This is a genomic window from Streptomyces sp. T12, from assembly GCF_028736035.1.
GTDB lineage: Bacteria > Actinomycetota > Actinomycetes > Streptomycetales > Streptomycetaceae > Streptomyces.
This window is the reverse complement of record NZ_CP117866.1, coordinates 1,263,403-1,283,353: the sequence shown is the minus strand read 5'-3', so window position 1 is coordinate 1,283,353 and position 19,951 is coordinate 1,263,403. Positions and strand designations below refer to the sequence as shown.

Sequence of the window (19,951 nt, the reverse complement as noted above, 5' to 3'; positions counted from 1 at the left end):
GACGAGAACATCGACCCCTTCGCCAATACGGTGAACCGACGGAACGGGTCTCTGCAGGTGACGGAAGTCACCGCAGGGGCCCGTTTCTCCTTTCCATGATCGTTGTGAGGCGTCACACAGCCTGGTCAGGCCACGCAACAGGCCCCCACGCGTGAGCTATCTCGCGGGTGGGGCCTGTCTTCGTTGTGCTGCGGCGCCGTTGGCGTGGGCCAGCTGGAAGGCGAGCAGGATCGTTTGCGCCGCGATGCCGCGGATGCGGCGGGAGCCGGCGGATTCGATGCCCTCGGCGAGGGGGTCCTTGGCGAAGCCGTTGTAGCCCTCGACGCTGTTGCGGAGCCGGAAGTAGACCCTCTGCCACTCCGGGCTGCCGTAGTCCAGGGCTTGCCACTGCTTGGCGCCGGCTTCGGGGCTGACGGTGATCGTGCGCTGGCGGCAGACCTTGACCGGCCCGGCCGGGCTGGGTTCCGGGTCGATGAGGGGCAGGTGGATGCCGCGCCCGAGAGTGTGCGGTTTCATGAGGCACTGTGCCTTGCCCGCCTCGGCGGGACACATCATCCGCTGGTAGCCGTCGGCATCGGCGTTCTCTTTCGGCATGATGCGGTAGCCGCGACGAGCGGCGATCAGTCGGACCCATGTGTTCCTCGGTGCCCAGCTCGCCTCGGGCTTCCTCCAGACCCCACCCCACGATGACGCCCTTGCCTCCGGCTCGGGGTTGGCACCGGCCCGCCGACTCGGGTTGGCGTGGGGTCGGGTCCGGCCCGGCCCCCGCGGTGTTACTCGCCCCGCGCCCCCGCCTGCCGGGTGACCGCGCGCAGCAGGGGACGGCTCAGCCCGCCGGCCGCCAGAATTCCGGCGACACCGGCGGCGCAGCACGCCGCGAGAACGATCACGCCGCGTGCGTCGAACGACGAGTCGCCGCCCGCCAGCATCGCCGATCCCCCGCACAGCAGCCCTGCCGCGACGGCCCCGCCCGCCAGCACCGTGACCGGGATCAGCGTCTCCCGGCTGCGGGCGGCGTCCAGGACCCGCAGCGGGGTCCCCGCCAGGTGCAGCAGGCCGTAGGTGCGGCGGCGGTCCAGGACGGCGGCGGCCGCAGTGATCCCGGCCGAGGTGATGGCGACCGTGAACGTCACCACGAGCACCACCCGGGTGATGGTGGTGAAGTCCCGGGTGAACCGTGCCTCGGACCAGTTCACCTCGGGCCCGGTGATCGGGTACTGGTCGGGGATCAGGCCCGTGAGCGCGGTACGGGCGCGGTCCAGGTCGGCCGGGCCGCCGGAGACGGTGGCGGTGACCTGGCGGCTGTCGGAGGGGCCCTGGGCCACGAAGCCGTCGTCCACGCCGACCACGGCGGTCACCCCGGCGGCGCGCAGACGCTGTTCGGCCAGCGTCCGCACCTGTGGCGCCTTGTTGTGAGGGACAGCGATGGCGAGCTGGTCGGGCCGTCCTCCCCACGCGGAATTGGCGTCCAGGGTGAGCAGGGCGAAGAACCCGGCGACGAAACCGGCCAGGGTGAGCCCGGAGACGATCCGCCAGGCGGCCTTCGGATCGTCCAGCAGCCGGCGCCCGGCCAGCAGCGTCGCGGGCCGCTTGGCCAGGGCGGTGACGATCCTGCCGAGCAGCCGGACCACCCAAGGCCCGATCACGGCCAGCGCCAGGAAGAGCGCGGCGAACGCGAACAGCGCCACGGAGTCGTCGCTGCCGTACTTCTTCGTGATCCAGCCGTACACGGCGACGACGACCACGAAGACGACCACCCGCGCGGCGCTCGCTCCCCGGCTGCGCGACCGGCGTGCCACGCCCAGCGGGCCGACCACCACCTGACGGAGCCCGGCGAGCGCGCTGACCACGACCAGTGCGACCACCCCGGCCGTCACCGCCAGCAGTGGCGGCGCGCCGATCCACAGGTCGGCCGGATACCAGGCGCCGCCCGCGAGCGGCAGACTCGCCGCCACCGGCAGCAGCACCGCGTACCCCACGACGCCCAGCAGTGCCCCGGCCGCCGAGGTCAACAGCGCCTCGGCGGCCGTCAGGCCGGCGATGCGGCCCGGTGTGGCGCCGATCAACCGCAGTGCGGCGAGCCGCTGGTCGCGGCGGGAGACCGACAGCCGCGCGGCGGAGGCCCCCAGCACCAGCAGCGGAACGACGACGAGGACGGTGGCGACCCGGGCCAGGGACTCGTATATCCCGCCCATGCCGTCCGTGAGCGGCGCGCCGGTGAAGGACGCGACGCGCGTGGGGGAGGCGATGTCGCCGACCCGGCGGGGATCGGGCTCGCGCGGGGTGGTGACCGCCGGGTCGGTCGAGCGGTGTCCGACCACCGCGACGAGTTCGCCGGGGTGCGTCAGCGCCGCGCGGCCCAGCGTTCCGGTGGGTGTGCCTGGGACGGGGTGGCGGTCGGCGGGCAGCCGGTCGAGCAGCGCCCCGAGCGCCGGCGAGACCCACAGTTCGCCGGGGGCGGGGAAGCGGTCGAGGCCGGGCGGGGCGGGAGCGGTGCGCCCGGGCAGCCGGGCGACATCCACGACGGTGACGGGCACGCCCCGGGTGAACGTCGTGCCGACCGCCTCGACGGCCACCGGACGGGAGGACTCCACCGGGTTGCGCCAGTCGGTGCGGTCCGAGCGGTGCTGGAAGCCCAGGTTCATCGCGACGCACAGCAGCAGCAGTGTGGTGGACACGGCTGCCGCCGCGACGGCGAGCCCGGTGGCGAGCAGACCGGTGCGGCCACCGGCCCGGGTGAGCCGCCAGGTCAGCGCCCAGGTGGTGCGGTCCAGTGCCCTCATCGCCGGTACCCGGCCTTCGCGTCGGCGCCGGTCTGCGTGTCGGCGCCGGTCTTCGTCTCGGTGTGCGCCTCGGCCAGCAGTCCGTCGCGGACCCGCACCGTGCGGTCGCACCAGCGCGCGACGTTCTCGTCGTGGGTGACCACGACCAGGGCGGCGCCCTGACCGCGGCTGACCTCCACCAGTAGGCGGATCACCTCCAGGCCGGTGGCCTGGTCCAGCGCGCCGGTCGGCTCGTCCGCGAAGATCACTTTCGGGCGGCCGACCAGGGCCCGAGCGATGGCCACCCGCTGGGCCTGACCTCCGGACAGCTGTCCGGGACGCCGGCTCTCCAGGCCCTGCAGGCCGAGCGGCCCGAACCACTGCCGGGCCTGCTCGACGGCAGCGCGGCGCACCGTGCCGCCGAACATCAGCGGCAGCGCCACGTTCTCGTCGGCGGGCAGTTCCGGCAGCAGCTGACCGGACTGGAAGACGAAGCCGAACGCGGTGCGGCGCAGCTCGCTGCGGGCCGGTTCACGGAGCTGGTCGATCCTCTTGCCGTCCAGCAGGACTTCACCGGAGTCGGGCCGTTCGATCCCGGCCAGGCAGTGCAGCAGGGTGGACTTGCCGGAGCCGGACGGGCCCATGACGGCCAGTGACTCGCCGGCCAGCACTTCGATGCCGACGCCGGCCAGGGCGCGGGTCATGCCGTAGGACTTGAACAGGCCGGTGCCGGTCAGGAGGGCGGAGGGGGTGTTCATCGGGCGGTCTCCCCAGGGGAAGCGGTGTTCAGCGGGTACATGCCGTCCACCATCGGGGCGCGTGGCGACCGGCTGTCTCGGCCGAACGGCCGGTTGTGTCGGCCGGACATCGGCCATTCGGCCGAGTCCGCCGGGAATCGCCGCTTCCGTATCCTGCCGGGCGTGAACTCCAAAACTCCGCTGCTCCGCCGGGCGCTGACCGCCGCCGGCTGGATCATCCTCGGCCTGCTGGGGCTGCTCGACGTGTTCGCCAACGGGACGCCCGACCACCGCTGGACGAGCTTGCTGCCGATGGTGTCCGGCCCGCTCGCCTGCATGGCGCTGCTGTGGCCCGCTCGTCGGCCGAGCGTGCTGGTACGAGCCGTGCTCGCCGCGGGCGGCTCGCTGGTCTTCACGGCCGTGATCGTCACGTGGGCGGGCCCGGACATTGCCGGTACGTTCGGGGCGCTGGAGAGCGTCGCTCTGCTGGTGCTGTTGTCCCGCGCGGTGTGGGCGGTGCCGGGCCCGAGGACCGCGGTGGCCGTTTCGGCCGCACTGGGCGTGGCGGTCATCGTGATCCCGTTGCGCTTGCTGCCAGCGGACATCCAGAACGACAGCCAAAACGCCCTCGACGGGTCCCTGCTGATGGCGCTCGGCGCCGGCCTGGCTCTCGCCTGGGGCCTGCGGGCACGGCTGATGGAGGAGCGGCGGGCACGCGACATCGCCGCCGTACGCCAGCGCCAGCGCCTGGAACTCGCCCACGACCTGCATGACTTCGTCGCCCACCACGTCACCGGCATCATCGTCCAGGCCAATGCCGCGCTGGCCCTTCAGCACACCGCACCGGAACAGGTCCAACCGCTGCTGGAGAACATCACCCGCTCCGGATCGGAGGCACTGGACTCGATGCGCCGTCTGGTGCGGGTCATGCGTGAGGACGACCACGCGGGCGTGCGCCCCGGCGAGGTGTGGGCGGAACTCGCCCGCCTGGTCTCCGCGTTCTCCGGAGACGGAGAGGACGCCCGGTTGCACGTGGCCGCGGCGGCCCGCGAGGTGCGGCTCGCCCCCGAGGTGGAGACGTCCGTGCACCGCGTGGTGCAGGAGGCGTTGACCAACGTACGCCGGCACGCGCCCGGCGCCGTGGTCGCCGTACGGGTCGATGTGGACGGGCACCGGCTGCGGGTCGAGGCCTACAACACGGCACCGGCCGCGCCCCACTCCGGCCCGGTCGGCGGGCGCGGCGGCTTCGGCCTGGTCGGCCTGCGGGAACGCGTCGAGGCGGTGGAGGGCACGCTGACAGCCGCCCCCACCGACGACGGCGGCTGGCGGGTGACCGCCGCCTTCCCGGTGCTGACCGCTGTGGCAGGATCACCGGCGTGAACGATGCGGCGATCCGGGTGCTGATCGCGGACGACCAGGAGCTCGTCCGCATGGGCTTCCGGCTGATCCTCGGCGCCCAGCCCGGCATCGAGGTGGTCGGTGAGGCCGCCGACGGCGCCGCCTGCGTGGAACTGGCCCGCCGGCTGCGGCCGGACGTGTGCCTGGTCGACATCCGGATGCCCAAACTGGACGGCCTGGACGTCACCCGGGCCCTGGCGGGCCCCGGAGTCCACACCCCGCTGCGGGTCGTCGTGATCACCACCTTCGACCAGGACGACTACGTGCACACCGCGCTGCGCAACGGAGCCTGCGGCTTCCTGCTCAAGGACGCCTCGCCCAGCCTGCTCGTCGAGGCGGTGCGGGCAGCCGCCCGCGGCGACGCACTGGTCTCCCCTGCCGTCACCGTCCGGCTGCTGAAGGAACTGCGCTCCACGCTGCCCGAGCCGGATGCCGCCTGCCCCCTGACCGAACGGGAACTGGACGTGGCCCGGCTCGTCGCGGTGGGCCGGACCAACCAGGAGATCTGCGACCAGCTGGTGGTGTCGCTGTCCACGGTCAAGACGCACCTGGCCAAGATCCAGGAGAAGATCGACGCCCGCAACCGGGTCGAGATCGCCGCCTGGGCGTGGGAGTCCGGCATGGTCCGGGAGCGATAGGGACGGCCTCCATCGGCCCGGAGGGCGAACCCGGAATGACAGTCCTTCTGGGCTGTGCAGTCTCAAAGCGCTCGCCCTGCCACGGCGGAAAGGTCAAGGCCGCACCGAGCCGCACGAGGGGCGCCGAAAACTCCGTCGGACCGAGGCGGCTGGGGTTGGCCGGCTTCTCCCAGGGGCGCCACAGCTGCTACTTGGCGGACGAGCCCGCGCTGAACGCCGTGCACCGACTGGCCGCCGTGCTCCGCAGCTGCGCCTGAGCGCCCTCGTGCGCACAGTAGCCATCCATCGCGGCCGGCAGGCCTGACCCTCGGCGTCGTCTGCCCCCGAGACCGATCAAGTGGGGCGTGGGCAGCGTGCAGCGAGGTGATGCGTCGCCATCGGTATCAGGGCCAGGGCCTCACCTGCACCGCGGGAAATGATCTCGATGAGCGCGGGATCACGCCCTGAGAAGACCTTCCGTATCCCTGGCCAGGTCATTCCGTCGGTTCCCCACAGATGCCGTCGGGTTCACCGCGATGAAGCTGTGCAAGAAGCTCGGTGAGCCGCAGCTGGTCGAAACCGTCGCCCCGGGCGGGGGAGTGGGTGCGATGACAGGGTACGGCCGAGTCCCGGCTCGTCAGGTTCCCGGTACGTGATCCAGGTCCATGTCCGTGACGGTGACCCAGTCGGGTTCGGCCACCAGCAGGCTCAGCTGCTCGTCCTGGAGATCGACATCGACGGCGTACCGGAAACCGGTCGCCTCCGCGGCCTCGACAGCAGCCCGGTCGCCCTCCGTCACTGCATAGACCACCCGGCGGCAGCCGGGATCTGCTTCCCGGACGGCGCGTACCAGCGGCCGGAGGATTTCCGGCAGGTTCTCGGCCCGCAGGCCGGTGTCGATCAGAAGTTCCACATCCCGGGCACCGACCGGATAGGCGTCGCGGAGCCGGCCGGCAGCGCAGCGTTCCACTGCGACGACGGCCTCGCCGCTCGGACCGCGCAGGCGCAGACTGCCCGTGAAGCGCGTCCACGACTCCACGGTGGTCTGCCAGGGACCGGCGACGTCGAGCGCGGGCAGGGCGGGCACGGTGAGCATCGTCAGTTCCCCTCGTCGGCCAGCCGCCGGACGCCGGCCTTGTCTAGCTTTCCCGAGGCGTTCCTGGGGACAGCCGGCACGATCTTCAGGCGTCGGGGCAGCTTGTAGCGGGCGAGCTGTCCGGCCGCGTACTCGTGTACGGCCTCCAGGGTGATCGCCGCCGTGTCGTCCACGCTCATGACGGCCTGTACGGTCTCGCCCCACTGCGCGTCGGGAATCCCTAGGACGGCGACATCGACCACACCCGGCATGGAGGCCAGCACCCGCTCGACCTCCGCCGGGTAGACGTTCTCACCCCCGCTGATGATCATGTCCTTGAGCCGGTCGACGATATACAGGTAACCGTCCTCGTCGAGGTAACCGATGTCGCCCGAGTGGAACCAGCCCTCCTCGTCGAAGGCCGCGCGGTTCGCCTCCGGGGTGTTCCAGTAGCCGGCGGTGACGTTGGGGCCGCGGACGACGATCTCGCCCGGCTCCCCAGGCCGGAGGGGCGTGTTGCTGGCCGCGTCGACAACCCGGACTTCGGTGAACGGCATGGGGATGCCCGCGGAACCGATCTTGTCAAGGGTGCGCTCGACCGGCAGATGGGTGGCGAACGGTGCAGTCTCGGTCAGCCCCCACGCCTGCTGGAGCAACACGCCCTGCCGGGCGTAGAACTCGATGAGCGAGGGCGGCACCGGCGCGCCCGCGACCACGATCGACCGCAGATGGCTCAGGTCCTCGTCGAACAGGCCGGGTTGTCTCGCCAGGGCGGCGAACATCTGGGCGACGCCGAACATGGAGTTGACCCGGTGGGCGACCAGATCTTCGAGACACGTCTGCGGGTCGAACCCGCGTCTGATCACCACCGTGCCCCCACGCACCAGCGTGCGGAGCACGAAGCTGTTCAGGGCACCGATGTGGAACAGCGGAGCGGCGGCATAGGTGACGTCGCCACGACGTGTGTCGAGACGGAGCTCGACATTCACGGAGTTCCACCAGAGGTTTCCATGGGTGAGGACGACACCCTTGGGCGTGCCGGTGGTGCCGGAGGTGAACATCAGGACGGCCGGGGCATCGGCACCCTTGACGGCGATGGAAGCCGTGGGCGTTGCGGCTGCGATGGGGGGTGCCCATGGCTCCCAGCCCGATGCGCCCGCGGTCGGCACCTCGCAGTCGTCGTCCACCAGGAGGAAGCGCGTGAGGGCGGTCCTGTCGCGTACTTTGTCGACGCTTTCCCGGTGTCCCTCCTCGCAGACGAGGGCGGTGGCACCGCTGCCGACGAGCACCGCCTCCAACTCGGCCTCGGCCAGACGGAAGTTGACCGGGACGAAGACGGCCCCCAGCCGGTGCGCGGCGAGCAGCGTGACGAGAAAGGAACTGCTGTTGAGGCCGAGGTGGGCGACCCGGTCTCCGTCGCCGGTGCCACCGTCTGCGAGGACGGTGGCCAGGCGGGCGGCCTTGTCGTCGAGCTGGGCGTAGGTGAGGTCGCCGCCCGGGTAGCGGATGGCGATGGAGCCGCCCTGGAAGTGGGCGTTGCGCTTAACGGCGGCGGCCGGGTTGAGGTCCACGTTCAGGCCCGAGTTGCGTGGGTGCGGTGTCGTGGCTGTTGGCGGGATCACGAGCGGCTCCTCATTGAGCGTCGGAAGTCGAGCGCGGGAGAACAGGTGTCAGAGGTGGTCGCCGCCGGCGGCACTGGCGAATCCGCGTACGCCTATGCCACCGTCGACGTTGATCGCGTGTCCGGTGATCGGACCGCTCTGGGCACGGGAGGCGAGCAGCACATAGGGCCCGGTGAAGTCACGTGGATCGGTGCTGGAGTCGTGCAGCGGTATGGGCGGCGGCGGGGTGTCCGGGCCCTGCTTGGCGAAGGACGCCGAGATCGACCGGTCGGCCAGCCCCAGTCCCTGTGGCCCTCGCAAGTCGGTGTTCATGCCGCCGCAGGCCACGCCGTTGACGCGGATCTTGGGCGCCAGCTCGTAGGCGAGTTCGCGCATCAGGCCCAGGCAGGCGTGCTTGCTCGCCGTGTAGAGGGGGCCGCCGCCGTTGACGTAGAAGGAGGCGTTGGACAGGGTCATGACGATGCTTCCGCGCGTCTTGACCAGCTCGCGCCATGCGGCCTCCGCCGCGAGGACGTAGCCCTTGACGTTGACGGCGAAGATCTCGTCGAACGCCGTGTCCAGTTCCTGGCCGCTGAGCCGGGTGAGCTGTCGCTGGTAGTCCCATACCCCCGCGTTCGCCACGAGGGTGTCGAGCTTTCCGAAGCGGTCGACGGCCTCGGCGACGGCGACGTGCAGACTCCCGGAGTCGCGCACATCGGCCACGACGGTGTGGATGCGCGAGGGGTCGGCGGCATCGCGTACTACTTCGTCGAGTCGTTTCTTGTCGCGGCCCAGGATCGTGACCGCCGCGCCCTCGGCGAGGAAGCGCTCGGCGACGGCACGGCCGATGCCCGACCCGCCCCCGGTGATCAGGGCCGCGTCACCCTCCAGCCAGCCGCCCGTCATGACCGCTCCCCGAGGAAGCCGGTGACCAGCGTGTCGAACTCGGGCTGCCGCTCCAGCTGGACCCAGTGGCCGCATCGCCCGAACACGTGCAGCTGCACGTCACGGATCTGCTTGAGCATGAGCTGGGCGCCTTCGAGGGTGATGGTCCGGTCGTCGCGGCCCCACAGCAGCAGCGTGGGTGCCTTGATCTTGTGCAGGTCCCGCCACAGGGGGTCCATGCCACCCCGCTTGCCGAAGGCCGCGTTGTAGTGGTGGTAGAAGGTGATGTGGCTTTCGTCGAGCGAGGCCTCGTAACGGGCGCGGACGACGTCCTCACCGAACTGCCTGTGGTCGAAGACCATGGTGCGGATGAACGCCGCCATCTTCTTCTCGCTCGGTCCGCCGCCGTTGTAGTAGCGGAACATCTCCTTCTGCCCCTCCGTGGGAGTGGGGCCGAAGGGGAGCCAGCCACCGCCAGGGGCCATCAGCACGAGCCGGGTGACACGCTCCGGGCGCTGCTGGGCCATGGCGAGGGCTGCGGCGCCGCCGAGGCTGTTGCCCAGCAGGTGGAAGGTGTCGATGCCGAGCGAGTCGAGGGTCTGGTACAGCGCGTCCGTGGTGATCTCGGTGATGGACCGCGTCTCCAGGTCCGCCTCACCGGGACGGTAACTGGTGCCGAAGCCGGGCTGGTCGGGCAGGACGACGCGGAAGTGCCGGGCCAGGGCGGGGAGGTTCTGACGGTAGTTGCTGACGCCGGAGGCGCCGGGGCCGCCGCCGTGCAGCATCACCAGCACGGGTCCCTCGCCGGTTTCGGTGACGGCGATCTCACCGAGGGACGTGGCTACTCGGTGGTGTTTGAGTTCGAGGTCGGTCACAGCGGTGTCCCATCAGAAAAAGGTCGAGAGGTTCTTCGCCTGGAGGATGTTCTGGTCCAGGAGGATGGTCCGGCGGGCCACCCGAAGCCCGCCGTCCCCGACGCGCCGCAGGACGTCCGTGCGGCCGCCGGCGAAGACGTTCTCCTCCCGCTCCAGTCGGTTGCGGTAGACGAGGAAGGCCGAGCGCACCCACAGGTCGTCCTCGGTGAATCCGTCGTGCTCGGCGGGGTCGATGTGGCTGACCATCACGTTGGTGATCAGATGCCGGGTCCGGGAGGGCGGGTCCTCGGCCCAGGCCATCCCGGAGTCGAACCGGCGGATGCGCCAGGCGAGGCTCTCCTTGCTCTCGTCGTAGAAGGCCGCCTCGCCCCGCGCGGCCACGGACAGCGCCTGCTGCCGGCGCAGCCGGTTGCTGCGGGTGGGCATCCAGTAGTCGAGGTCGTCGGCGAGCAGGTCGAGCCAGTCGGCGTAGCGGCCGTCGTCGAGGAGGGCGGCCTCCTCGTAGTAGAACTGCTCGACCTCGAAGTGGGTGTCACGGTCGGCGCGTGCCCCCGCACGTGACCGGATCTGCTCGGTGCCTGTGCTCACGGTGTCATTCGATCCTTTCTCGGACCCGGGTGATATGGCCTGTGCCGTCTGGCGGCACATCAGCCGCGCAGCAGGCCGCGCAGGTTCACGGCCGGGTCGGCCAGCCGGCCGGCGGCGACGCGGACACGGCGGTCGATCAGCCGGCGAGCAGCTCTGACGGCGGCCGGGTCGTCGACCGAGGCGGCCGCGACGACCAGCCCGTCTCTCAGACCGAAGACGGCGAAGGACGAATCGTCGTAGGAGCCCCTGAGGACGGTCTGCGCGGCTGCCTCCATGTGCCCGACGGCCTCGATGTGGAGTCCGTGCCGGTCCGTCCAGAACCAGGGCGCGGCAGGCGCCGGTTCCGGGGCGCCGAGGAGGGTCGCCGCTGCCCTGGCACCGTCGTGCTGGGCTGCTTCCCAGTGCTCGGTGCGGGGCACTCCGCGCATTCGGGCAGGGTCGCCGACGGCGAGCACCGCCGGGTTCGAGGTGACGTGACGCTCGTCGACGATGATGCCGCGGTCCACCTCCAGCCCGGCCGCCCGCGCCAGCTCGGTGCACGGCACCATGCCGACGCCGAGCACCACCGCGTCGTAGAGCCGCGTGACTCCGCCGAGCCCGACCTCGATGCCCTCGGGCCGGTCGACGAAGGACTCCACGGCGGCCTGTACGGCTGTGACCCGGTGGCGGGTGTGCAGTGCGTGCAGCCAGGCGGCCAGCTCCGGGCCGAGCGCGGCGGCCAGCGGCACGGCGACCGGGTCGACGAGGACGACCTCGCAACCGAGACGTACGGCGGTGGAGGCGACCTCGGCACCGATCAGCCCGGCGCCGACGACCAGCACTCTGGCACCGGGAGCGAGGGCCGGGCGCAACCGGTCGGCGTCGTCCGCCGTGCGCAGGACATGCACCCGCTCGCCACCGATCCCCGGAAACGGGAGGCGGGCGGCGGCACCGCCCGTCGCGAGCACGACACGGTCGGCGCGCAGCAGGTGCCCGTCGCCGAGCTCGACGGCGCCGTCCCCTGGCCTCAGCGCGGTCACCGTCGTCCGGTTGATCAGCCGTACCCGCTGGTCGTCGTACCACCGGGAAGGCTGGAGGGCGATCTCCTTGACGTCCTTCGTGCCGGTCAGGAAGTCCTTCGACAGCGGGGGACGGTCGTAGGGGAAGTCCCCCGAATCGACGAGGGTGACATCACCGTCGAAGCCGCCCGCTCGCAGCGAGGTGGCAGTGCTCACGCCGGCGATGCCGCCGCCCACGATGACGACACGCTCGGTCACGGCGACTCTCCCGGGAAGAGGTAGACCTCGCCATCACGGACCTCGACGCGGTGCGGGCAGGCGTTCCTCGTCGCGGGCAGGCCCTGGACCTCGCCGTTCTTCAGACAGAACTTGCTGGAGTGCAGCGGGCATTCGACGAATCCGCCCTCCACCCAGCCATCGGCCAGCGAGGCGTCCTCGTGCGTACAGGTGTCGTCGAGCGCGTAGACACTGTCGTCGGTGTCGCGCAGCAGGGCGATGTCGTCGGCGGTGCCGGTGACCGCCTTGTCGATGGCGATGCCCTCACCCTGGGGGATGTCGGCCAGGGCCGCTACTCGAATACCGCTGCCGTTGCTCATGCGTGGTGCTCCTCGTGCCAGGCGGGCGTGTTCATCAGTTCGCGCCAGCGTGCGTAGAAGGCCCGGCCGGCGGCGTCGCTGTAGAGCTCGCTGGTCCTGCCGGGGTGGCGGCCGTCCTCGCGTTCGCTGCCCATGCCCATCTGGTAGTTGAGAGCGACGCCGCCTGTGATGAAGCCGTGCGAGATGGCCTGCACCTCGCTCCAGTTCTCACCGTCGTCCTGCTCGAAGATCCCGCTGGGTCCGAACGTCCGCAGGTTGTACAGGCGTTGGGCCTCACGGACCTCTTCGGGCATGGACTTGTCGACGATGGTCCAGGCCCACACCTCCATGCGGTCGGGGCCCTTGGGGTGCCAGACCCGGATGGATCCGTTGACCGGCAGGTAGGAGAAGTTGGGGAAGACGGTGGCGTGTCCGGTGGTCAGCGGTCCCTCGACGCGGGCCTCGCCGAGCCGCTCCCGCAGCGCGTCGTAGTCCATCCACTCGTGCACGGTCTGGGCGTCGAAGCGGTTCTTGGGATGGACCGGGAAGCCGGCGCCGTGCCCGTTCGGGTCAACGTACTGGCGGCCGGTGCGGTGCACGACCTCGTCCTTGGGCTTCTTGCCGGACGGCGAGAGGACCATGAGCGCCGAGGCGTGACTCATGTTGACGTGGTACCAGTCGGTGGCGAACTGCTCGGCGGCCAGCTTCCAGTTGCCTTCCAGGACCCACTTGTGGACTCCGCCGACGACGACCGTGCCCTGGTCGTCGTGGTCGAGCATCGCGTCCATGTACCAGGCCATGTCGCCGAGCGACTCCCGCAGCGGGACGGGGTCCGGATCCCAGGTGCCGAAGACCAGCCCGTGGTACGTCTGCACGTGCGGCACCTCGACGAGACCCCACTGCCCCGTCTCGAAGGACTCCGGGTAGCCGTCCTTGTTGGGCACGCTGACCAGCGAACCGTCCAGGTTGTACGACCAGCCGTGGTAGGTGCAGGTGAAGTTGCGGGTGGTTCCGAAGTCGGCGCGGCAGACGCGGGCACCCCGGTGCCGGCAGGAATTGAGGTAGGCGCGGATACGCCGGTCACGGTCCAGCGTCACGATGACCGGGTCCTCGCCCATGTACGTCGTGAAGAAGTCGCCGGGCTTGTGGAACTGGTCGGTGTGCGCGAGGAACAGCCAGCTCGGCGCGAAGACGCGACGCAGCTCCTGGCGGTACAGCTCCTCGTCGGTGAAGATGACGCGATCCAGCAGCCCGCCCTCACCGTCGACGAGCCCGGATACGTCGATGTTCCGCGCCAGGTCCGCCGGACGCCGCAGCGCTCCGCGCGGGGCCGCCGTGGCCGCGCCCTGAGGTTCGATCGTCGAGGTCATGAGCCCAGGCAACAGCAGCGCCGCGGCCGGGTGCCATCCGTCGTTCCGTACGGCGGCACGCGCGCTGTCGGCAGGCGGCGGGCGCGGGGGAGCGTGAACGCATGCTTGCTGCCATCGCCATCTCCCAGAGCGCGACCGATCCGCTGTCGGGGCTCGTCCTCGGGGAAATCCTCAAGCCTGAGCCCCGCCCCGGCTGGTCGACCGTCCGTGTGGTCTCCTCGTCGCTCAACATGCACGACCTGTGGACCCTGCGCGGCGTCGGTCACCCGCCCGAGCGGCTGCCCATCGTCCTCGGCTGCGACGCGGCCGGCTATGACGAGAACGGCAACGAGGTGCTCGTCCACCCGGTGATCGCCGACCCGGACGCCGGTCTCGGTGACGAGACGCTGGATCCCGGGCGTGCTCTGCTGTCGGAGCAGCACCACGGGGCGTTCGCCGAATACCTCGCCGTCCCCACCCGCAACCTGATCCCCAAGCCGTCTTGGCTCACCTTCGACGAGGCGGCCTGTCTGCCGGTCGCCTGGGGCACCGCGTACCGCATGCTCTTCACCCGGGCGGGAATCCGCGCGGGCCACCGGGTCCTCGTCCAGGGGGCCGGGGGCGGCGTCGCCTCGGCCGCGATCAAGCTGGCCGTGGCCGCCGGCGCCGTCGTGTACGCCACCAGCCGCAGCGAGGACAAGCGGCGGCAGGCCGAATCCTGGGGCGCGCGCAAGGCCGTACCCACCGGCGAACGGCTGCCCGAGCGCGTGGACGTCGTGATCGAGACGGTCGGTGAGGCCACTTGGTCGCACTCCACGAAGTCGCTGCGTCCCGGCGGCACGATCGTCGTCGCCGGAGCCACCAGCGGGAAGAACCCGCCCGCCGACCTCGGCCGGATCTTCTATCTCCAGCAGCGCCTCCTCGGCTCGACCGGCTGCACCCGCAGCGAACTGGTCTCGCTGCTGAAGCTCATGGACGCCACCGGCCTGCGCCCGGTCGTCGACCGCACGCTGCCGCTGGACGAGATCCACAAGGGCTTCCAGCTCATGATCGACGGGCGGCTGACCGGCAAGCTCGTCATCCATCCCCCCGCCCCGCACGAGCAAGGAGCCTCGCGATGACCGCCGCCGCCGTCGGCCTGTCCCACTCTCCCCTCATCGGCAAGAACGACCCGGCCCCGGACGTCCTGGCGGCCGTCGAGGACGCCGTCGAGGCGGCCCGCTCCTTCGTCCGCGCCTTCGACCCCGACCTGGTCGTCCTGTATGCCCCGGACCACTACAACGGCTTCTTCTACAAGGAGATGCCTCCGTTCTGCCTGGCCACCGAGGCGAACGCCGTCGGCGACTTCGGCTCCGCCGCCGGCGCCCTCTCCGTCGACACCGACGCCGCCCGCTCCCTGGCCCGCGGGGTTCTCGACCGCGGAGTCGACCTGACCGTCTCGGCCCGGATGACCGTCGACCACGGCTTCGTCCAGCCGCTGGAAGTGCTCTTCGGCGGCATCGACAAGGTGCCGGTCGTACCGGTGTTCGTGAACGGTGTGGCCACCCCGCTCGGCCCGGTCAGCCGTATCCGGGCACTCGGGACCGCGATCGGCGAAGCGGCCGCCGTACTGGACCGCCGTGTGCTGTTCCTCGGCTCCGGCGGGCTCTCCCACGACCCGCCCGTCCCCGTGCTCGACGGCGCCCCGCCCCGGGTCGCCGACGCCCTCATCGAGGGGCACCCGCCCACACCCGAGCAACGGGCCCGGGGCGAGGAGCGGGTGATCCAGGCGGGCCGCGAGTACGCCGCCGGCTCGACCCGCATGGTGCCCATCAACCCCGCCTGGGACAACCTCGTCCTGGACACCCTGGAAAGCGGCCGGCTCACCGACGTGGACGCCTGGACCGTGGAGTGGATGGGCGCCGAGGGCGGTGGCTCGGCCCACGAGGTCCGCACCTGGATCGCGGCCTTCGCGTCCCTTGCGGCGACCGGCTCGTACCGCACGACTTCCCGCTTCTACGCACCGATCCCCGAATGGATCGCGGGCTTCGCCGTGACCACCGCAGAACAGGAACCGAACCGATGACCGAACGCGAACGAGCCATCACCCTCGCGACGGACAGGCTGACGACCGCAGCGGTCGAGCGGGAACCCTGCGCCCCGGTCCGCGATCTGCTGGGCGCCGTCGACGTCGACACCGCCTACGAGGTCCAACGCCGTCTCACCGCCCGCCGACTGGCCGACGGGGCCGTCCGCACCGGCCGGAAGATCGGCCTGACCTCGCCGGCCGTGCAGAAGCAACTCGGCGTCGACCAGCCGGACTTCGGCGTCCTGTTCTCCGACATGGACGTCTCCGCCCTCGCCGAAGTGCCCACCACACGGCTGCTCCAGCCGAAAGTCGAGGCGGAGATCGCCTTCCTCCTCGCCACCGACCTGGACGGGGACGATCTCGACCTGGCCGCCGTCCGCGCCGCGGTCGCCTACGCGATGCCCGCCCTGGAGATCGTGGACAGCCGCGTCGCCGACTGGGACATCACCATCACGGACACGGTCGCCGACAACGCCTCCAGCGGCCTGTACGTCCTAGGCGAGTCCCGTCTCCCGCTCAAGGCGTTCGAGCCCCGTGAGGCGACCATGCGGATGTACGTGGACGATGTCCTCGTCTCCGAGGGCACCGGCACCGCGTGTCTCGGCGATCCCCTGAACGCCCTGCTGTGGCTGGCCCGTACGGCGCGCGCCTACGGCGACCCGTTGCGGGCCGGCCAGGTCGTCCTCTCCGGCGCGCTCGGCCCCATGGTCAGCGTCGCCCCAGGCGTCACCGTCCGCGCGGAGATCTCCACCCTGGGCACCGTCACCGCCGCGTTCACCGACAAGGAGCCGTCATGACCGCCCTGAAGAAGACGAAAGTGGCCGTGATCGGTTCCGGCAACATCGGCACCGACCTGATGATCAAGGTGCTCCGTCTCTCGGAGACACTGGAGATGGCAGCGATGGTCGGCATCGACCCGGCCTCCGACGGACTCGCCCGGGCCCGCCGTCTGAAGGTGCCCACCACCCATGAAGGCGTCGACGGCCTGATCCGGATGGACGGCTTCGACGAGATCGACATCGTCTTCGACGCCACCTCGGCCAAGGCCCACATCGCCAACGCGGACCGGCTCGCCCCCTTCGGCAAGCGGCTCGTCGACCTCACTCCAGCGGCTGTCGGCCCCTTCGTCGTCCCGGCGGTCAACCTCGACGACAACCTGGACGCCGCCGACGTCAACATGGTCACCTGCGGCGGGCAAGCCACCATTCCGATCGTCCACGCCGTCGCACGTACGACCCCCGTCCCGTACGCGGAGATCGTCGCCTCCATCGCGTCGAAGTCGGCCGGGCCCGGTACCCGCGCCAACATCGACGAGTTCACCGAGACCACCTCCGCGGCGATCGAGACCGTCGGCGGTGCCACGCGTGGCAAGGCGATCATCGTCCTCAACCCCGCCGAGCCCCCGCTGATCATGCGGGACACGGTGTTCTGCCTCATCGGCGACGCCGATCACGACGCCATCCGCGCCTCCGTGACCGCCATGGTGGACGAGGTCGCCCAGTACGTCCCCGGCTACCGGCTCAAGCAGGACCTCCAGTTCACGCCCGTACCGGCCGACGAACCGGTCCACACCCTCCTGCCCGCCGAAGCGCCGCGGGTGACGACCAAGGTCTCGGTCTTCCTGGAGGTCGAGGGCGCCGCCCACTACCTCCCCGCCTACGCGGGCAACCTCGACATCATGACCTCGGCAGCCCTGCGCACCGCCGAGCGCATCGCCCGGCACGCACGACAGGGGGCATCCGCATGACCACCAGCCTCTACATCCAGGACGTCACCCTGCGGGACGGCATGCACGCCGTACGGCACCGCATCGCCCCCGCCGACGTCCAGCGCATCGTCGCCGCCCTGGACGCAGCCGGCGTGGACGCCATCGAGGTCGCCCACGGCGACGGCCTGGCCGGCGGCTCCCTCAACTACGGCGCCGGCAGCCACACGGACTGGGAATGGATCGAAGCAGCCGCCTCGGTCCTCGAACGGGCCACGCTCACCACGCTCCTGCTCCCCGGCATCGGCACCATCGCCGAACTGAAGCAGGCCTACGCGCTCGGTGTCCGCTCGGTCCGCATCGCCACCCACTGCACCGAGGCCGACGTCTCCGCCCAGCACATCGCCACGGCCCGCGACCTCGGCATGGACGTCTCCGGCTTCCTCATGCTCAGCCACATGGCCCCGGCCCCGGAACTGGCCGAGCAGGCACGGCTGATGGAGTCCTACGGCGCCCACTGCGTGTACGTCACCGACTCCGGAGGCCGCCTCACCATGGACGGGGTCCGTGAACGCGTCCGCGCCTACCGCGACGCGCTGCGGCCGGAGACCCAGATTGGCATCCACGCCCACCAGAACCTCTCCCTGGCAGTGGCCAACTCGGTCGTCGCCGTCGAGGAGGGGGTCACCAGGGTGGACGCGTCCCTCGCCGGGCACGGCGCGGGGGCGGGCAACTGCCCGATCGAACCGTTCGTTGCCGTCGCCGCCCTCAACGAGTGGAAGCACGGCTGCGACCTGTTCGCCCTGCAGGACGCGGCGGACGATCTCGTACGACCGCTGCAGGACCGTCCGGTCCAGGTCGACCGCGAGACGCTCACCCTGGGCTTCGCCGGCGTCTACTCCAGCTTCCTCCGGCACGCCGAGGCGGCCTCCCGGCAGTACGGCATCGACGTACGCAGCATCCTGCTGGAAGTGGGCAGGCGCGGGCTGGTCGGCGGGCAGGAGGACATGATCGTCGACATCGCGCTGGATCTGCTGCGGGCCGCTCCGGCGGTGTTCTGACCGGTAACTGGTCGCGACGGAGGGGTGCCACCGCGTGCGGTGGCACCCCTCCTGCGGTACGGGTCATGCGGTACGGGCCAGCCCCTTCGCCGCTGCCTGCGAGGCGGCGGCGGCGACCCGTCGGGCGTGGACGCTCAGCCGTCGCGTGTCGATCTGGCCGAGCCGACCGGCGACCGAAAGGGCCGCGACCGCCCGCCCGGCGCGGTTCAGCACCGGCACCGCCACGCAGGCCAGTCCGGGCTGGTACTCCTCGTTGTCGAAGGCGACGCCGCTACGGCGAATGTCGTCCAGCTCGGCGGACAACTCGTCGGGATCGGTGATCGTGCTCGCGCTGTAGGAACGCAGAGGCTGCGACAACACCCGCTCCGCTGCCTCGTAGTCGTAGGCGAGCAGGACCTTGCCGACCGCCGTCGCGTAGGCCGGCAGCCGGCCACCGATGCGGGACGGCACGGGCGCGGGCCGGTGACCGTAGAGCTTGGCGAGATACACCACGTGCGGGCCGTCCAGGACCGCCAGGTGCACCGTCTCCCGGCTCGCCTCGTACAGGTCGGCAAGGTAGGGCAGCAGCATGTCGCGGATGCTCTCGGAGCCGGGCGCGTAGACGGCCTTTCCCAGATGGTGCAGGCGCTCACCGAGCCGGTAGTCGGTCCCGACGCGCTCCACCACACCGTTGCGCTCCAGCATGCCGAGGACGCGGTACGCGGTCGACTTGCTCATCTGAGCACGCCGAGCGAGTGCGCTGACGCCGGATTCCCCGCTGGACCTGTCCCCGAGGGCGACGAGGAGGCTGATGGCCTTGTCGACGGCGGCTCGGTCGTCACGCGCGGAACCGGTGACGGTTGCGGTCATGGTTGTTCACCTCGGCTTCGAGGAGTGGTGTCACTTTTAATGCACCAACTGTCATGCTTTACGTGACAAGGATGCGAGCCCGTCTCCTGTTCGTCAATAATGACGACATGCACATTAAAAGTGACACCCTCGCCCGGGAGAACGAGCTCGTAGCCCGCAACGTGCGCCGCTTCCGGCTGGAGCGGGCGATGTCCCTCGGCGAGCTGGCCCGCCGGTCGGGGCTGTCGAAACAGACGCTCTCCAAGATCGAACAGGGCGTGGGCAATCCCACCGTGGAGACCCTGTCGCTGCTGGGGGCCGCGCTGGACGTGCCCGCGCGCCGCCTGCTGACGGAGTGGGGCACTCCGGTCTACGTCCAGCGGCAGAGCGAGGGCGAGTGGTCCCAAGCGGAGAACTGGACCGAGCGCCTCCTGGACGAGACCTACGGCTCCGGCTACGTACGCACACTCGTCCTGCGTCTGGAACGGGGCGACCGGGCCCCCGAGCCGATCCCCGCGCACAGCGCAGGCACCCTGCATCACCTCTACGTGATCACCGGAAAGCTCCGCACAGGTCCGCTCAACGAGGCGGTGGACCTGGCCGCCGGCGACTTCGTCCGCTTCCCCGGTGACGTACCCCATCGCCATATCTGCCTCAGTGAACGCGTCGTGGCCCACGTGGTCACCACCCTCCCTCAGGTCCGCCAGTTCGGTCCGACCGTCATGAAGGGCGGGGTGGTCCCGCCATCGGCATGAGGCCGAGGCCCCGCCCTCACGGTCACTCGCCACCGAGGCGCACCTCGAGACCGAGCGCGAGCAAGCCCGGCGCG

20 protein-coding genes are annotated in these 19,951 nt (G+C 70.9%); 8 read left to right on the top strand and 12 right to left on the bottom strand.

The window, feature by feature from the left end; genetic code table 11:
* Window positions 1-156: 156 nt before the first annotated feature.
* From PBV52_RS05585 to PBV52_RS05575, 3 genes are all read right to left on the bottom strand, one after another.
* The gene (locus PBV52_RS05585) at window positions 157-594 is read right to left on the bottom strand and encodes a hypothetical protein (protein WP_274237158.1); all 438 of its coding nucleotides are present in this window, start codon (window positions 592-594) and stop codon (window positions 157-159) included.
* Window positions 595-773: 179 nt separating this feature from the next.
* Window positions 774-2,783: an FtsX-like permease family protein gene (locus PBV52_RS05580; protein ID WP_274237157.1), complete on the bottom strand. Its 2,010-nt coding sequence runs from the start codon at window positions 2,781-2,783 to the stop codon at window positions 774-776.
* A complete protein-coding gene (locus PBV52_RS05575; protein ID WP_274237156.1) occupies window positions 2,780-3,520 on the bottom strand; it encodes an ABC transporter ATP-binding protein in 741 nt (246 codons plus the stop codon). Before PBV52_RS05575 ends, PBV52_RS05580 begins: the two co-directional genes overlap by 4 nt.
* Before the next feature lie 162 nt (window positions 3,521-3,682).
* On the opposite strand from PBV52_RS05575, the gene PBV52_RS05570 reads away from it, so the two are divergent.
* Together PBV52_RS05570 and PBV52_RS05565 are read left to right on the top strand one after the other, a co-directional pair.
* Entirely contained in the window at window positions 3,683-4,879 is a 1,197-nt protein-coding gene (locus PBV52_RS05570) for a sensor histidine kinase (RefSeq protein ID WP_274237155.1), read from the top strand.
* On the top strand, window positions 4,876-5,535 hold the full coding sequence (locus PBV52_RS05565; RefSeq protein ID WP_274237154.1) for a response regulator transcription factor: 660 nt from the start codon (window positions 4,876-4,878) through the stop codon (window positions 5,533-5,535). Before PBV52_RS05570 ends, PBV52_RS05565 begins: the two co-directional genes overlap by 4 nt.
* 616 nt (window positions 5,536-6,151) lie before the next feature.
* On the opposite strand, the gene PBV52_RS05560 is transcribed toward PBV52_RS05565, so the two are convergent.
* Genes PBV52_RS05560 through PBV52_RS05525 form a run of 8 tightly spaced genes read right to left on the bottom strand, consistent with a single transcriptional unit; the run spans window position 6,152 to window position 13,481 of the window.
* Window positions 6,152-6,601 carry a hypothetical protein gene (locus PBV52_RS05560; protein WP_274237153.1) on the bottom strand — a complete coding sequence of 150 codons (450 nt, stop codon included), beginning with the start codon at window positions 6,599-6,601 and terminating at the stop codon, window positions 6,152-6,154.
* 11 nt (window positions 6,602-6,612) lie between these two features.
* The gene (locus PBV52_RS05555; protein WP_274237152.1) at window positions 6,613-8,211 is read right to left on the bottom strand and encodes a long-chain fatty acid--CoA ligase; all 1,599 of its coding nucleotides are present in this window, start codon (window positions 8,209-8,211) and stop codon (window positions 6,613-6,615) included.
* A gap of 48 nt (window positions 8,212-8,259) precedes the next feature.
* Window positions 8,260-9,096: a 3-(cis-5,6-dihydroxycyclohexa-1,3-dien-1-yl)propanoate dehydrogenase gene (gene hcaB / locus PBV52_RS05550; protein WP_274237151.1), complete on the bottom strand. Its 837-nt coding sequence runs from the start codon at window positions 9,094-9,096 to the stop codon at window positions 8,260-8,262.
* Window positions 9,093-9,950 (bottom strand): alpha/beta fold hydrolase, encoded by an 858-nt coding sequence (locus PBV52_RS05545; protein ID WP_274237150.1) that lies wholly within the window; start codon window positions 9,948-9,950, stop codon window positions 9,093-9,095. The genes hcaB and PBV52_RS05545 overlap by 4 nt, the downstream gene beginning before the upstream one ends.
* Before the next feature lie 12 nt (window positions 9,951-9,962).
* Window positions 9,963-10,538: a 3-phenylpropionate/cinnamic acid dioxygenase subunit beta gene (locus PBV52_RS05540; RefSeq protein WP_274237149.1), complete on the bottom strand. Its 576-nt coding sequence runs from the start codon at window positions 10,536-10,538 to the stop codon at window positions 9,963-9,965.
* 59 nt (window positions 10,539-10,597) lie between these two features.
* Window positions 10,598-11,794, bottom strand: coding sequence for an NAD(P)/FAD-dependent oxidoreductase (locus PBV52_RS05535; protein WP_274237148.1), 1,197 nt, complete (start codon window positions 11,792-11,794; stop codon window positions 10,598-10,600).
* The gene (locus PBV52_RS05530; protein ID WP_086746248.1) at window positions 11,791-12,132 is read right to left on the bottom strand and encodes a non-heme iron oxygenase ferredoxin subunit; all 342 of its coding nucleotides are present in this window, start codon (window positions 12,130-12,132) and stop codon (window positions 11,791-11,793) included. The genes PBV52_RS05535 and PBV52_RS05530 overlap by 4 nt, the downstream gene beginning before the upstream one ends.
* Window positions 12,129-13,481: an SRPBCC family protein gene (locus PBV52_RS05525; RefSeq protein ID WP_274237147.1), complete on the bottom strand. Its 1,353-nt coding sequence runs from the start codon at window positions 13,479-13,481 to the stop codon at window positions 12,129-12,131. The genes PBV52_RS05530 and PBV52_RS05525 overlap by 4 nt, the downstream gene beginning before the upstream one ends.
* A 101-nt stretch (window positions 13,482-13,582) precedes the next feature.
* Here PBV52_RS05525 and PBV52_RS05520 point away from each other — a divergent pair, with 101 nt between their 5' ends.
* The 5 genes from PBV52_RS05520 to dmpG are packed head-to-tail and all read left to right on the top strand — an operon-like array spanning window position 13,583 to window position 18,294.
* A complete protein-coding gene (locus PBV52_RS05520; RefSeq protein ID WP_274237146.1) occupies window positions 13,583-14,581 on the top strand; it encodes a zinc-binding dehydrogenase in 999 nt (332 codons plus the stop codon).
* The gene (locus PBV52_RS05515) at window positions 14,578-15,525 is read left to right on the top strand and encodes a 3-carboxyethylcatechol 2,3-dioxygenase (protein WP_274237145.1); all 948 of its coding nucleotides are present in this window, start codon (window positions 14,578-14,580) and stop codon (window positions 15,523-15,525) included. Before PBV52_RS05520 ends, PBV52_RS05515 begins: the two co-directional genes overlap by 4 nt.
* Window positions 15,522-16,325 (top strand): 2-keto-4-pentenoate hydratase, encoded by an 804-nt coding sequence (locus PBV52_RS05510; protein WP_274237144.1) that lies wholly within the window; start codon window positions 15,522-15,524, stop codon window positions 16,323-16,325. Before PBV52_RS05515 ends, PBV52_RS05510 begins: the two co-directional genes overlap by 4 nt.
* A 5-nt stretch (window positions 16,326-16,330) precedes the next feature.
* Complete coding sequence (locus PBV52_RS05505; RefSeq protein WP_062931768.1) at window positions 16,331-17,275, top strand: acetaldehyde dehydrogenase (acetylating); 945 nt, start codon at window positions 16,331-16,333, stop codon at window positions 17,273-17,275.
* On the top strand, window positions 17,272-18,294 hold the full coding sequence (gene dmpG / locus PBV52_RS05500) for a 4-hydroxy-2-oxovalerate aldolase (protein ID WP_274237143.1): 1,023 nt from the start codon (window positions 17,272-17,274) through the stop codon (window positions 18,292-18,294). The genes PBV52_RS05505 and dmpG overlap by 4 nt, the downstream gene beginning before the upstream one ends.
* Before the next feature lie 63 nt (window positions 18,295-18,357).
* Here the strand turns inward: dmpG and PBV52_RS05495 are convergent, their stop codons facing one another.
* Window positions 18,358-19,143, bottom strand: a complete 786-nt coding sequence (locus PBV52_RS05495) for an IclR family transcriptional regulator (protein ID WP_274237142.1) — start codon at window positions 19,141-19,143, stop codon at window positions 18,358-18,360.
* Window positions 19,144-19,214: 71 nt separating this feature from the next.
* Here PBV52_RS05495 and PBV52_RS05490 point away from each other — a divergent pair, with 71 nt between their 5' ends.
* Window positions 19,215-19,877, top strand: coding sequence for a helix-turn-helix domain-containing protein (locus PBV52_RS05490; protein WP_274237141.1), 663 nt, complete (start codon window positions 19,215-19,217; stop codon window positions 19,875-19,877).
* Window positions 19,878-19,951 lie beyond the last annotated feature (74 nt).